This window comes from Myxacorys almedinensis A (genome assembly GCF_010091945.1).
Lineage (GTDB): Bacteria > Cyanobacteriota > Cyanobacteriia > Leptolyngbyales > Leptolyngbyaceae > Myxacorys > Myxacorys almedinensis.
This window is the reverse complement of sequence record NZ_WVIE01000011.1, coordinates 1-12,743: the sequence shown is the minus strand read 5'-3', so window position 1 is coordinate 12,743 and position 12,743 is coordinate 1. Positions and strand designations below refer to the sequence as shown.

General features: G+C 49.7%; 13 protein-coding genes. 7 read left to right on the top strand and 6 right to left on the bottom strand.

From position 1 onward, the window contains the following. The first annotated feature begins 39 nt into the window (after window positions 1-39). The 3 genes from GS601_RS11025 (at window position 40) to GS601_RS11015 (ending at window position 1,681) form a co-directional block, all read left to right on the top strand. Entirely contained in the window at window positions 40-627 is a 588-nt protein-coding gene (locus GS601_RS11025) for a protein-S-isoprenylcysteine O-methyltransferase (protein ID WP_238393209.1), read from the top strand. A 37-nt stretch (window positions 628-664) separates the two neighbouring features. Continuing rightward, the gene (locus tag GS601_RS11020) at window positions 665-805 is read left to right on the top strand and encodes a hypothetical protein (RefSeq protein WP_162423343.1); all 141 of its coding nucleotides are present in this window, start codon (window positions 665-667) and stop codon (window positions 803-805) included. Window positions 806-946: 141 nt separating this feature from the next. Beyond that, a complete protein-coding gene (locus GS601_RS11015) occupies window positions 947-1,681 on the top strand; it encodes a TIGR04283 family arsenosugar biosynthesis glycosyltransferase (protein ID WP_162423342.1) in 735 nt (244 codons plus the stop codon). On the opposite strand, the gene GS601_RS11010 is transcribed toward GS601_RS11015, so the two are convergent. After that, the gene (locus GS601_RS11010; protein ID WP_162423341.1) at window positions 1,663-2,367 is read right to left on the bottom strand and encodes a DUF547 domain-containing protein; all 705 of its coding nucleotides are present in this window, start codon (window positions 2,365-2,367) and stop codon (window positions 1,663-1,665) included. The two genes, GS601_RS11015 and GS601_RS11010, sit on opposite strands and share 19 nt — an antisense overlap. Before the next feature lie 23 nt (window positions 2,368-2,390). On the opposite strand from GS601_RS11010, the gene GS601_RS11005 reads away from it, so the two are divergent. Beyond that, a complete protein-coding gene (locus GS601_RS11005; RefSeq protein ID WP_162423340.1) occupies window positions 2,391-2,864 on the top strand; it encodes a rhodanese-like domain-containing protein in 474 nt (157 codons plus the stop codon). A 33-nt stretch (window positions 2,865-2,897) separates the two neighbouring features. Next, window positions 2,898-4,112, top strand: coding sequence for an acyltransferase family protein (locus tag GS601_RS11000; protein WP_162423339.1), 1,215 nt, complete (start codon window positions 2,898-2,900; stop codon window positions 4,110-4,112). An 11-nt stretch (window positions 4,113-4,123) separates the two neighbouring features. Here the strand turns inward: GS601_RS11000 and GS601_RS10995 are convergent, their stop codons facing one another. Both GS601_RS10995 and GS601_RS10990 read right to left on the bottom strand, forming a co-directional pair. Then, window positions 4,124-5,011 (bottom strand): alpha/beta fold hydrolase, encoded by an 888-nt coding sequence (locus tag GS601_RS10995; protein ID WP_238393208.1) that lies wholly within the window; start codon window positions 5,009-5,011, stop codon window positions 4,124-4,126. Next, window positions 4,983-5,501, bottom strand: coding sequence for a vitamin K epoxide reductase family protein (locus tag GS601_RS10990; RefSeq protein WP_162423337.1), 519 nt, complete (start codon window positions 5,499-5,501; stop codon window positions 4,983-4,985). The genes GS601_RS10995 and GS601_RS10990 overlap by 29 nt, the downstream gene beginning before the upstream one ends. Window positions 5,502-6,012: 511 nt before the next feature. Between GS601_RS10990 and GS601_RS10985 the strand changes: the two genes are divergently transcribed. Further along, window positions 6,013-7,191 carry a zinc-dependent alcohol dehydrogenase gene (locus GS601_RS10985; protein WP_162423336.1) on the top strand — a complete coding sequence of 393 codons (1,179 nt, stop codon included), beginning with the start codon at window positions 6,013-6,015 and terminating at the stop codon, window positions 7,189-7,191. 325 nt (window positions 7,192-7,516) lie between these two features. On the opposite strand, the gene GS601_RS10980 is transcribed toward GS601_RS10985, so the two are convergent. Then, a complete protein-coding gene (locus GS601_RS10980; protein ID WP_162423335.1) occupies window positions 7,517-8,473 on the bottom strand; it encodes a glycosyltransferase family 8 protein in 957 nt (318 codons plus the stop codon). A gap of 344 nt (window positions 8,474-8,817) precedes the next feature. Then, window positions 8,818-11,379: a DNA gyrase subunit A gene (gene gyrA / locus GS601_RS10975; protein ID WP_162423334.1), complete on the bottom strand. Its 2,562-nt coding sequence runs from the start codon at window positions 11,377-11,379 to the stop codon at window positions 8,818-8,820. A 203-nt stretch (window positions 11,380-11,582) separates the two neighbouring features. Between gyrA and GS601_RS10970 the strand changes: the two genes are divergently transcribed. Then, entirely contained in the window at window positions 11,583-11,981 is a 399-nt protein-coding gene (locus tag GS601_RS10970; RefSeq protein WP_162423333.1) for a response regulator, read from the top strand. A 276-nt stretch (window positions 11,982-12,257) separates the two neighbouring features. Here GS601_RS10970 and GS601_RS10965 read toward each other — a convergent pair. Then, on the bottom strand, window positions 12,258-12,743 hold a 486-nt coding region (locus tag GS601_RS10965; RefSeq protein ID WP_476638886.1), incomplete at its 5' end, for a photosynthetic reaction center family protein.

Here is a 12,743-nt window from a genome sequence, read left to right as displayed (position 1 = left end):
AATTACAGGAGTTCGCATATTGTCAGCAGTAAGGTAGACATGATGGACACCCTGGCTCTAAAAATACTCTTCATGGTTGGCTTCATTGCTGCATGGGCGATTCGTACTCCCTATCAGAAACGGGATAAACAGACTAAACGGTTAGCCGCTCGCCTTGTCCTACGAGAACGAGTCTTATTTGTACTTATCTACGTTGGAATGGTGATTCTGCCCTTGATCTATGTTTTTTCTCCCTGGCTCAGTCCGGCTGACTATCATTCATCTCTTTGGGCTGGCTATTTAGGAGCCATTTTCTTTGCGATTTCACTTTGGCTACTCTGGCGTTCCCACCATGATTTAGGCAGGAATTGGTCGCCTACATTAGAGATTAGAGAAGGGCACACCTTTGTTAGCAGTGGCATTTATCAAAAAATTCGTCACCCAATGTACGCAGCTTTCTGGTTATGGTGTGTGGCACAAGCACTGCTACTTCCAAATTGGGTTGCAGGTTTAGCGGGAATGATCTCGTTCGGCATCATGTACGTTCTACGAATCAGCAATGAAGAACAGATGATGCTTCAACATTTTGGAGAGGAGTACAAAGCATATATGCAGCGTACCAAACGCTTAATCCCTTATTTATTTTGAGCAATACGGCTGCCAGCAGTCGAACAATCCCAATGCGATGGAACAAAGCCAAGTAATCGGCGAGTTGCAAAAGGTATCTGTGTCCGCTGACCAGGTAGGAGAACTGTGCGATCGCTCTCTTCACTTAGGCATCCGAACCAAAACCGCGACCCTTGCCGCCAATTCTAATGCTCGATAAAGCCACGATTCAGCCGTCTTTGGCGCAAATTACTCAGAATCGAACGACGATCGCGTTTAGTTCAACCCACAGAGGGTTTCCTGGAACCCCTGCTCGAATACGCTTGAGCAAGTGGCAACATTTATTTAGCTTCATGAGAATATGGCTCGTGTTTCCATCATCCTCCCTACTTTGAATGAAGCAGCCGCCCTAGGACGGACTTTGCGGTGTCTCAGCTTGCTTGACCCACCTGCCTGGGAAGTTGTGGTCGTTGATGGGGGCAGTCAGGACGAAACGGCAGCGATCGCTCAAACGATGGGCGTTAAGGTCATTGTTTCAGAGCAAGCTGGACGTTCGATCCAGCTTAATCGAGGAGCAGAGGTAGCAACCGGAGACATCCTTTGTTTTCTACATGCCGATACCCTTGTGCCCGATGATTTAGTTGCCGTGATTGTGACTACATTGGCAGGTTCCACTGTTGCTTGTGGTGGCTTTATTTCACTTATGACCGGTGCTGAAACGACCCGCTGGAGTGTGTCGTTACACAATTACTTAAAGACCTACTATGCTCCTTTGCTGTTTCATCCTTACCTTTTCTGGTGCAAGGGCTTACGCCTCCTGTTTGGAGATCAGGTCATGTTCTGCCGTCGCGCTGACTTCCACGGGTGTGGTGGCTTTGATCCAGCTTTACCAATTATGGAGGAAGCAGACTTGTGCCTCAAGCTAAGTCGCTATGGTCGTATCCGCCAGGTGAATCGAGTGGTGCAGTCGTCGGATCGGCGGGTGGCAAAGTGGGGAGCATTAAAGGCAACCGCGATTTATGCTTACATTGGCTTCCTTTGGGGTATCGGAGTTTCGGCAACCTATCTCAAGCGTTTTTATGAAGACATTCGCTGATTCAAGCTCCAGTCATAGTCGAGATACCGAACACGGGTGGAGTCAGTCAAGAGAATCCTTGGGGCAAGGTAGGTCTGAATATAGGTCGGAGTTGAAGAGGCAACGTTCAGAAAGTCCTGCCGATACCACTTGAAGATCGGGCTACAATAAAGCGTTTCAGTTTCTGCATCAAACCGGACTTTAGCAGGATTGTTGATAAAGCGAGTGGCATCTTCGTCAAGCTGGGTCTGAACCTGTTCTGGCTGGTAGGCTTCATTTCGCAGTAAAGGACAACCCACTGCTGCACAGACGAGGGCAAAGTGAATGCGAGGGTCTTTGAACGTTGCTCGCACGACACCATTCTCAATATCGCTCAGGCTATAGCGCCGATCCCCTAAGGCGAAAACTGGACGCAAAAAGAACCCGAAGAAGGCAATCCAGTTTGGAACGCCCAAAATCTGGGGACGAATCGACGGAATTGGATAGGACTTCAGAACCTGGGCGATGACTAGGGCATTATAGAGGTTTAGCCAGAGAGCAAGTCGTGGGTTGGGATCAGAATAATCTTGCAGGTTGACCTTTGAGAGTTCGCTGAGCCAATGCTGCAACTCCTCCACCGACTCTAGTTTCCAGGCTTGATAATTCACTCGACCTTGGGCATCAACATACTGATGCAACATTCTGTCCCACGGTTCAAAGTTAAGCATGGCTCCAATCATTCAATTTCAGTATGGGTTTTCTAAAAGCGATCGCTTGGGCATTGATGAAACGCCTAATTCACCGTCAATTTCCTAATGTACCGTCCCTTTCTACCCAAAGACTGGCAGCGTGGTTTGCACAAGCAGGAATGAATCGACCTTTAGTGTTGGATGCTAGGACGCCAAAGGAATATGAGGTGAGTCATCTGTTAGATGCCAACCTAGCACCTTCTGATCTCAACGAGTTGAGCCATTGGACAAATCTAACCCACTCCACTCCTATTGTGACGTATTGTTCTGTGGGTTATCGCTCTGCTCGTCTGGCGCAGCAGTTGCAGGACATGGGGTACAAGAATGTGTTCAACTTGGAAGGCTCAATTTTTGAGTGGGTCAATGAGGGACATCCGGTTTACCAGGGAACGCAGGCAGTCAAGCAAGTTCATCCGTTCAACGATGTCTGGGGGCTTTTGCTGAATCCTGACTCGCATTGCTCTAAATCTGATTAAACTCAGAGAGAAAGATTGGATTGTTGCACCTTCATGCCATCATCTGAGGACACACAACAGTTAACCCAGTCGCGCCAACGCCGATATGACATTGACTGGCTCAGAGTGCTGGCTGTTTTGCTATTGCTCTACTTTCATACCGCTGCGGTTTTCTATCAGGGTGACTTGGGTGAGTTTTACATCCGCAACGCTCGATCGAGCCAAGTGATGAACAGCATTGTTCTGTTTATCCATCAGTGGCATATGCCGTTATTTTTCTTGATATCTGGAGCAGGTACTTGGTTTGCGCTGTCGTACCGATCGACCCAGCAGTATGTTCAAGAACGCTGTCAGCGCCTCTTCATTCCGTTTGTGTTTGGCACGCTGGTGCTGATTCCGCCGCAGGTTTATTTGCGGCTTTTGAGCGATTCAACTTACGACCAGTCGTATTGGCAGTTCTACCCTAAATTTTTTAATGGCATTCGCCCGCACGGCAATTTTGAGTGGGGGCATCTCTGGTTTCTCATCTATCTGTTTACGTTTTCACTCGTGGCGCTACCGCTATTGCTGCACTTGCGGAGACTAGATGCACCGCTACGATTGACGCTGACAAACTGGATCGAAAAACCGGGCGTCGTGCTGCTGATGGCATTTCCCTTAGCAGCGATCGAAAGCCTTTTGCGCCCCCGTTGGGCTGGGTTTCAAAATCTCTATGACGACTGGGCGAATCTCTGTTTGTATGTGTTGTACTTCTTCTACGGCTATCTGATGTGCTCAGACGCCCGATTTGGAACCGCGATCGATAAGCATTTAGGCACCGCCTTGGGGTTAGCACTCGTCTGCATGGGACTGTTACTAAGTTTATGGCAGAGCGATCGTATTCCTGATCGTGCCTACTCTCTGGTTTATATGGCGTATCAGGGCTTTCGAGGATGCAATTCCTGGTTTTGGGTGCTGGCGCTGTTGGGGTTGGGGCGGAGGTTCCTAAATTTCAACAGTAAGCTGCTGTCTTATGCTAACGAAGCGGCTTACCCGGTTTATTTGCTCCATCAAACGGTGTTAGTTGCGATCGCATTCTACGTCGTGCGCTGGAATAGTGGTATCGCGACAAAGTTTTGGATCATCAGCACGGCTTCTTTGATCGTAACGATCGGGCTGTACGAATTGCTGATTCGTCGGTTTAATATCCCTCGGTTCCTATTCGGTCTGAAGCCGATTGTTCAACAGCCGAGCCAACCAACCGTCGCTTCCCAAGAGCGTTCGAGCTAGCCTTAGGAGGTTCAATTTGATGAGGATGAACGTGCGAGAAATCTGGCGACTTGCGTGTTGAATGCTGCGGCTTGCTCAAAGTGAGACCAATGACCGCAGCGATCGAAAATCTGAACCTGAGCCTTTGGCAAGTGTTGTATCGCCACTTGTGTGTGGCTAACTGGCAATATGTGATCTTGCTTGCCCCAAACGATGAGCGTTGGGGTTGTGAGCGTGGGTAAGCCATTGACGAGCGGCTGGTAAACCTCTGGTCGCACCCCGAACCAATCAACACTGGCACGAATTTGCGCGATCGCAGCTTCCGGTGCGCCTGGAAGACTGAGAAGTTCGTAGAAGGTATCAATCCACTCATCAGTAATTAGGGAGGGATCATCGACACTCTGTCTGAGCGTGAAAGCAGTGCTGCTGCGGGTGGGCTTGTAGAAGCGATCGACGAAGGGCAAATTTGCCAGCCGCAAACCCCAGGAAACCGCTTGCCCCAGCCCCAAACTATTGACCAACACCAGCTTTTCAACCCGTTGTGGGTAGGAAAGAGCAAATTGCAGCGCAGTTCCACCGCCCAGCGAGTTGCCGATTAAGCTGAAACGATCGAGGGTTAGGGCATCAGCAAAGGCATGGGCGAACTCAGCCAAGGCAACTAGCGAGTAGACCCCCAGTGGCTTGTCCGATCGCCCTGACCCGACCAGATCAAGGGCATAGACTCGGTGATGTTGAGCCAAAGCCTCGATATTGAGTGCCCACGTTTCAACCGCACTGCTGATGCCATGAATAAAGATGACTACGCTACCCTGAGTGCCTAAGCTCCAATAGCGCGTCTTGATGCCGTTGACCTGAATATAGCGATCGGGTGGTAACTGCACCATGAATAGCTTAGGCAGTTCCGCGATCGCGTTGACCAAATAGATGCTGAAAAGCCGTTCTAGCTTCGGGAATGGCCAGAATGAACGAGGTGAGTGAACACAAAGTTGCAACTTGGCAGTAGGCACATAGCGCTTCATTGTCTCGCCACTCAATGCGGGCTAGCCTCAGTGCCAAGATAGAGTCAAACAGCGTTTTTGCTGCCATTGTGATCGGTAAGAAGGGGGCTTGCGTGGCTCGATCCTTACCGCCTGCCCCTGCTAGCAATGCCGTAACCGAATAGTTTGCTAGCATCATGAAGCCATCGGGTGTGTCAAAGTTCTGGTAGGCGTAGTCTGAAGCATCGACTTTGCTAGAATCAATTCCGGGGATTGGCAGGTCAGGCAGTTCTTCGATAATTCCGACTTGATACATCGAGACAGCTTCTGCCATGGTTGCGCCGAGAAAGGAAAGTCCAACGATAAAGCGGCGGCGTGTCAGGTCAGGATTCTGTCCTTTTCGCAGTTCTTCACTCAGTTGCTTTGGCTCCATGAGCGGTATTTTCTCCAGAAATAATAAAGATGGTAGCGATCGCCGTGGCAAGGCGCTATTGAGCCAACCACGCGGCTTTGTTGTATTTTGGAAGCCAATTTAATCGACAACACCCCACGTTGGGTAGAGTTTGGGGTACAGCATCAACTTGCTACTCTGCCTATCAACCGAACGCGATCCCTCATTAGAGAGACGCAATCCGGCTGCTAGGTTTTTAGGCTTGAAGCCAAAGCATAGTGCCTGCCTCAACCGTTCGATCGCGAGAGTAGCGCAAGCTTTAACTAACCACCGTAGATTAGCTGGACAGGAATGCACAGAATATCACCCGCCTGTGGGGCGCACTTAGAGATGCCGTTGACAATCTGTTTGGCGAGGCGCTAGAACGGCAGCTTGGTCATGTTTATGCGGCTTCAAACTGCTCATAGAGACTGGCGAAGTTGCTACTACAGAAGAACAGCCCAAGGGTCATGGCTAATCGGAACTAGAGATTCTTAACAAGTGAGAAATAACTATGAAAGCAGTATGTTGGAACGGTACGAACGATGTGCGGGTCGAAACCGTACCCGATCCCAAAATTATTAATCCACGAGATGCCGTGGTCAAAATCACGTCTACAGCGATTTGTGGGTCTGACTTGCACCTCTACAACGGCTGGAATCCCACGATGCAAAAAGGCGATATCTTGGGACACGAATTTATGGGAGAAGTCGTAGAACTGGGACGTTCGGTTAAGAATGTAAAACTGGGCGATCGCGTGGTTGTGCCCTTTGCGATCGCGTGTGGATCGTGTTTCTTCTGCCAAAGAACGCTATGGTCGCTGTGTGATAACTCGAACCCGAATGCTTGGATGGCAGAAGCAGAGATGGGGCATTCTCCAGCGGGTCTTTTTGGCTACTCGCATTTGACCGGAGGCTATGCAGGGGGTCAAGCCGAGTATGCCCGTGTTCCGTTTGCAGATGTTGGCTTGTTTAAGATTCCTGATGGATTAACAGATGAGCAAGTTTTGTTTCTTACCGATATCTTCCCGACGGGATATATGGCAGCAGAAAACTGTGATATTCAGCCTGGAGATACAGTTGCCATCTGGGGGTGTGGGCCCGTTGGGCAGTTTGCGATTAGAAGTGCCTTTTTACTCGGTGCAGAGCGGGTCATCGCGATCGATCTTGTGCCCGAACGTCTTCAGATGGCGAAAGACGGTGGCGCAGAAGTTTTGAACATTGCAGAAGTCGAAGTAGGCGACGCCCTTAACGAAATGACGGGTGGAATGGGTCCCGATTCGGTGATGGATGCCGTGGGTATGGAAGCGCATGGGTTCGGTTTGGAAGGGTTCTACGACAAAGTAAAGCAAGCTGCACGTCTGGAGACCGATCGACCCAATGTGTTGCGTCAAGCGATCGTAGCGTGTCGCAAAGGCGGAACAGTGTCGGTTCCGGGAGTGTACACCGGGTTTGTAGACAAGATGCCAATGGGCGCTTTCATGAATAAAGGCTTGACGATGAAAACTGGACAAACGCATGTGCATCGCTATTTGCGCCCGTTAGCCGAACGGATTCAAAACGGCGAGATCGATCCCTCGTTTCTGATCACCCATCGTCTGCCGCTAGAGCAAGCCCCGCACGCCTACGAAACTTTCAAGCACAAGCAGGACGGCTGCATCAAAGTTGTGCTAAAGCCCGGTCAAACTGTCTAGCTTGCTGCTTGCAAATTCGATGTCTAGCCCACACAGTATGGCGTCCTAAGCTGGTTTGTGTGGGTTTAGCAAGCAATGCTTGTCATTGAGATGAGTCTGTCGGGCAAGATGGGGTACTGCCAACTACCTACCTCAACGATTTCGCTTCAACTTAGGATATGGCAACAAAGGCATAGTATTGATTGCTGATTCGTTGAAATTAAGGCGCAAACGACATCATCAGAACAGCGTTATCAGCCGCCAGTTTTCTGCGACACTCAGTTTTTCAGAAAACCGGATGCCTAAAGATCTTCTCTACCAATGCGACAAGCACCAATGCGACAAACTACGAGGTTGCAACGAGCTTTTTCGTGCTTTTAACTAACCGACGCCCAATACGGCGCATCAAAAGGATGTTCTGCTCAAGCAACGTATTTTCCCACCCTGACCAAGCCGTTTGATGGAGATAATCGTACCAGAGAGACTGTTGGGGATGTGTACAGCTTTGATCCCAAGGTTTTGGCTTGGAACCATAGTGAATAATGAAAGGGCGGTTAGCAGTGTTGTCTAACTGCTCCTGCGTGTACGGGCTGCTTTCCCAAGATGCAAAGCTGTGAACAACCGGAATTTGATTCCACCGAGGATCGAGTTCACCCCACTTTCCGGCGAGAACAAAGTTCAGCGCATCCATATCTGGATAGGGCAATTCGAGATGGTTAGCAATAAAGTCGAGGAGTTTATCTGAAATTTGATCGGCTCTCCATTTGTTCAAATCGATCAGCAAAACCCCAGACTGAAGATATTTATCTTCCCGCGAAACGCCCATGGCATCTAGGTCGAGATGTTTGAGATGGGTCAATCTATCCATCTTCTGGTTAGCCGCATCCATAGCCGCTAACATGTAATATTCTCCGAGGTCGAGGTTCCAAAGCTTGGCGATATCTTCGAGCAGAATGACATCGGTATCGAGGTAGATAACTTTTTGATAGCGATCGGGAATAATTTCGGGCAATAACAATCGATAATAAGCTGAAATTGGGTAAGTGCTATCCGCCTGAAAATAAAGCCTCTCCATATAGTCAGAGCAGGGCTTAACCCAGTGAATTTCTATGGGTTTGCCCTCTAAAGACTCGATGATCTTTTCTTTATTCGACTGTTTGATACCGCCGTCTAGAACATAGAAATCGATGCAGCAATCTGGGTTAAGGTTTTCTACCATAGAACAGGCAGTGACCGCGAGAGGCATTGCGAAGAAATCGTCGGCTGCACAGGCAACAACAATGGGGTCAGTCGAGTTTTTCATTTCTGGATATTCCTATTTTGAAGAACACGTTCATCAAGCTAGAAAGCCTCAATTGTTGGTCACAAACTGTTAGTCAGAAATTGTTAGTCACAATATGGGGAAACGGATTTCTTCCACTTGTCTTGAGAAAGCGAACATTGCGTATCAAACTTGCTGTCCAGTATAAAGCGTCTGCCTCAGCGAGTGCTGGGACAAGCGCCCTACACGATATGTTCTATCTGGGGGCAGATATTTTCTATAATAGGCACGGTTCTATCTACGATCGCAGCAGCTTTACAAGTGCGACCTGAGATAGACGATCCGCAGACAAAATGGGCACAGGTTCAACTTGGTAAAGGCAACTTTTACTCATCAGGCTCTTCTGCTGCACCCCCAAAGAGAATAGGCAGGCTCAGGCTAGTAAGCCGTTCTGTCTTACCGAGTTTAACAATGCGATCGCCCTTATCGTCTTTACGACCAATCTCAACCGCATCAACATCAATTCGCGCTAAGTGGTTCTCGTTTGTTAATAGAAAGATCAATGCTTCAGGTAACACGGCAACTACACCAGCAAGAATGTCAGTTTTGTTGGTAAATTGAAACACTTGAGTTCCTAATTCTCCTGGGGTAGCAGCGCGAAGAGACCCAATCTTCATTTGTTTTGCGTAGCCCTGTTGCGACACCATGAGAAACGTATCTGCCTGAGTTGCGATCGCCCATCCGATGATGGCTTCTTTCTTGCCAACCCGCATTCCCATCGCGCCCTGAGCACTGCGACTCGCGATCGCAACATCGTCAACTTTAAAGCGCAACACGCGCCCGCTAGAGGTCGCCAAAATCACCTGTTCGCCAAGCTCCACCAAGCTGACGCACAAAAGCTGATCCTCGTCTTTGAGTTTTAGGATGGTCAATCCGCGCCCTGTCAGATCAGAAAACTCAGACAGAGCCAAGCGTTTGATCCGCCCTTGCCCGGTGAGCAGCAGAACCGATTGATCGTCGAGGGTTTCTGGCAAAATAAACCCGCCTGCGATCGTATCTGGATCGCCTTGGGCAGCAGCCGGTAGCAGTGTCACGAGCGGAGTTCCCTTCGATTTACCTGTGGCTTGTGGAATGTCTTGCACCTTCACAGGATAGGCTTTACCATTGCGAGTAAACACCACTAGCATTTCGCCAGTCGTTGTAAATTGTGTGTGCGTTGCAAAATCGTCTCCGTCTTCGAGTCCGTTTGTGGTAGTGTCATCGTTGCGATTGCGAGACTGCCGCTCATAAGATTTTGGCGTCATTCGTCGCACGTAGCCGCGTTGAGTGATTTCAACCACCGCTTCTTGAACCTCTTCCTCAAACTCGAAGGGCAAGGCAAAGCTTGACGAAACCGCATCGGATCTAGCCGCCGACGTAGAAGGTTGCGCTTCGCCGGTAGGGGTATCACCGCTCAAGATGCGAGTCCGGCGATGGTCGCCGTGTTGTTTTTTAAGCGATCGCAAGTCTTTTTTCAATGCCTTGAGCAATTCTCGGCGATCGTTCAGCAGTTTGTTCAATTCCTGCATCTTTGCTGCCAGTTCATCGCGCTCGGTTTGCAAACTTTGATGCTCTAACGCGGTTAATCGGCGTAATGGCATAGAGAGAATTGCATCGGCTTGGCGATCGCTGAGGTCTAATTGCTCTTGTAGCTGAAGTTTTGCGGTTCCACCGTCAGGCGCATGGCGCAAAATGCCGATCACCTCGTCTAGGTTAGACAACGCCATCAAGCGACCCTCGACGAGATGAAGTTGATGTTCGGCTTGCTCAAACTCGTGGCGATATTGCCGGGTAAGGGTGACTTCCCGAAAATCGAGAAAGCCTTGCAGCAATTCTCGGAGGGTCATTTGCTTAGGCTGTCCGTTTTCGATCGCCAGCAAGATCGCCCCAAAGTTGCTTTGTAATGCCGTTTGTCGGTAGAGATCGCTGAGAATTTTATGAGGATGAACATCGCGCCGCAGTTCGATCACAACTCGGATACCATCGCGATCGCTTTCATCCCGCAGGTCGCCGATGCCTTCAATCTTGCCCTGGTTCACCAAGTCAGCAATCTTCTCAATCAGGCTAGCTTTATTCACCTGATAGGGCAACTCTGTAATGATAATTGCTGTTCTGCGATGCTTACCCCGACCGACATTCACTTCTTCAATATTGGTGATGCCGCGTACCGGAATGCTGCCCCGCCCCGTGAGGTACGCCTCCCGAACACCGCTCGATTCAATGATTTCCCCACCCGTCGGAAAGTCAGGACCTGGAATGAGCGCCAACAGATCATCATCGCTCAGCATCGGACGATCGATCAGCGCCACCAAACCATCGACCACTTCGTTGAGGTTGTGGGGCGGAATATTGGTTGCCATCCCCACCGCAATCCCAGAACTTCCATTGAGGATCAAAAACGGCAGTTGAGCCGGAAGAACAGTTGGTTCTTGCTGAGAATTGTCGAAGTTGCCCACAAAATCGACCGTCGCTTCGCCAATTTCACTCAGCAATCCTTCATTACCGATCGCAGCTAGCCGGGTCTCGGTATACCGCATCGCTGCCGGTGGGTCGTTATCGACAGAGCCAAAGTTACCGTGCCCAGCCAATAGCGGATAGCGACTCGAAAAGTCTTGCACCAGTCGCACCAAGGCATCATAAACCGACTGATCTCCGTGGGGATGATACTTCCCCAACACATCTCCCACCACACGGGCGCACTTGCGATAGGGACGATCAGGCGTTAGACCCAATTCATGCATGGCATACAGAATTCGGCGATGCACGGGCTTTAACCCATCACGCACGTCGGGCAACGCTCGACCGACAATCACGCTCATGGCGTATTCCAAATATGATTGCTGCATCTCCGTATGTAGGGCAGTCGTGATAACCTGTCCTGTTGGGAGAATATTTAATTGTTTCGCCATGAGTCCTGTCCCTTGGTTCCGAGCGTTAGAAAACGGTGTTGCAACTTCAGTGTAGTCATACTTATCCGGATTGCGTCTCCTAAGCGGTGATATCCGTTATGGGTCGATGCGATTGTTTATTCTGGCTTATTGTTTACGCTAGTAGTATGTTTGTCTAAAAATTTGTTTAAATAGACCGGGCGTCGCCCCTAGAGGATTACCTCATGAAAACGGTTTTGATTGTAGAAGACGATTTGATTAATGCACGGGTATTTTCAAAGATTTTGACCAAGCGCGGGGGGCTAGCAGTGAAGCACACCGAAGATGGAGATGAGGTGATGCACATCGCTCAATCTAGAGAAGCTGACATTATTTTGATGGATGTGTCTCTCGCCCGCAGTGTTTATCAAGGAAAATCGGTGAATGGGATTCAGCTAACCCAACTGTTAAAGGGCGATCCGCAAACGGCGGACTTGCCGATTATTCTAGTCACGGCTCATGCGATGGAGGGCGATCGCGAGAATTTTCTCCAGCAAAGCGGCGCAGATGGCTATATCTCGAAGCCAGTGGTCGATCATCAGGCGTTTGTCGATCAGATTGTGGCATTGCTGCCAGCAGAGTAAGCATCGGCATCGGTGAGGTTTACGTACACTTGTACTATTTTAAGGCTTTTTCGGCAAGATAGCAGAACAGGCTGAATATGTACGAGGTGTAGAGATTTTGCCGATATTTGCTAGCGATCGCACAGAAATAGAGATCAACGAAATTCGACAAACTGGGTATAGCTAACCAAACCTATTCAAATCGATATTTTGCCTAACCCACGTTTATTTACATCCAAGCGCAAAAAGCCCTCCCGGATGGGGAGGGCAGAGCTAAATCATCGCATCAGCAGAAGATTAGCCGTGGATAGCCGGAGCAGAGAGTGCCACAGGCGCTACTTCTGAAGCCGCCAAGTCAAGCGGGAAGTTGTGAGCATTACGCTCGTGCATCACTTCCATACCCAGGTTTGCCCGGTTGATTACGTCAGCCCACGTCGAGACAACCCGTCCCTGAGAATCGATGATGCTCTGGTTGAAGTTGAACCCGTTTAGGTTGAACGCCATCGTGGACACACCCAAGGCAGTGAACCAGATGCCGACGACCGGCCAGGCACCCAACAAGAAGTGCAACGAACGCGAGTTGTTAAACGAGGCATATTGGAAGATTAACCGACCGAAGTAGCCGTGCGCTGCCACGATGTTGTACGTCTCTTCTTCTTGCCCAAATTTGTACCCGCTGTTCTGCGATTCGTTCTCGCTCGTTTCTCGCACCAAGGATGAGGTCACCAGCGACCCGTGCATGGCGGAGAACAGGGCGCCGCCAAAAACTCCAGCGACTCCCAA

What these genes read in the sequence shown, in the direction of transcription:
- gyrA (WP_162423334.1), bottom strand. Translation starts at nt 11,379, where the DNA reads ATGGCGAAACAATTAAATATTCTCCCAACAGGACAGGTTATCACGACT.
- GS601_RS10970 (WP_162423333.1), top strand. Translation starts at nt 11,583, where the DNA reads ATGAAAACGGTTTTGATTGTAGAAGACGATTTGATTAATGCACGGGTA.
- GS601_RS11025 (WP_238393209.1), top strand. Translation starts at nt 40, where the DNA reads ATGATGGACACCCTGGCTCTAAAAATACTCTTCATGGTTGGCTTCATT.
- GS601_RS11000 (WP_162423339.1), top strand. Translation starts at nt 2,898, where the DNA reads ATGCCATCATCTGAGGACACACAACAGTTAACCCAGTCGCGCCAACGC.
- GS601_RS11005 (WP_162423340.1), top strand. Translation starts at nt 2,391, where the DNA reads ATGGGTTTTCTAAAAGCGATCGCTTGGGCATTGATGAAACGCCTAATT.
- GS601_RS11015 (WP_162423342.1), top strand. Translation starts at nt 947, where the DNA reads ATGGCTCGTGTTTCCATCATCCTCCCTACTTTGAATGAAGCAGCCGCC.
- GS601_RS11020 (WP_162423343.1), top strand. Translation starts at nt 665, where the DNA reads ATGGAACAAAGCCAAGTAATCGGCGAGTTGCAAAAGGTATCTGTGTCC.
- GS601_RS10980 (WP_162423335.1), bottom strand. Translation starts at nt 8,473, where the DNA reads ATGAAAAACTCGACTGACCCCATTGTTGTTGCCTGTGCAGCCGACGAT.
- GS601_RS10990 (WP_162423337.1), bottom strand. Translation starts at nt 5,501, where the DNA reads ATGGAGCCAAAGCAACTGAGTGAAGAACTGCGAAAAGGACAGAATCCT.
- GS601_RS11010 (WP_162423341.1), bottom strand. Translation starts at nt 2,367, where the DNA reads ATGCTTAACTTTGAACCGTGGGACAGAATGTTGCATCAGTATGTTGAT.
- GS601_RS10985 (WP_162423336.1), top strand. Translation starts at nt 6,013, where the DNA reads ATGAAAGCAGTATGTTGGAACGGTACGAACGATGTGCGGGTCGAAACC.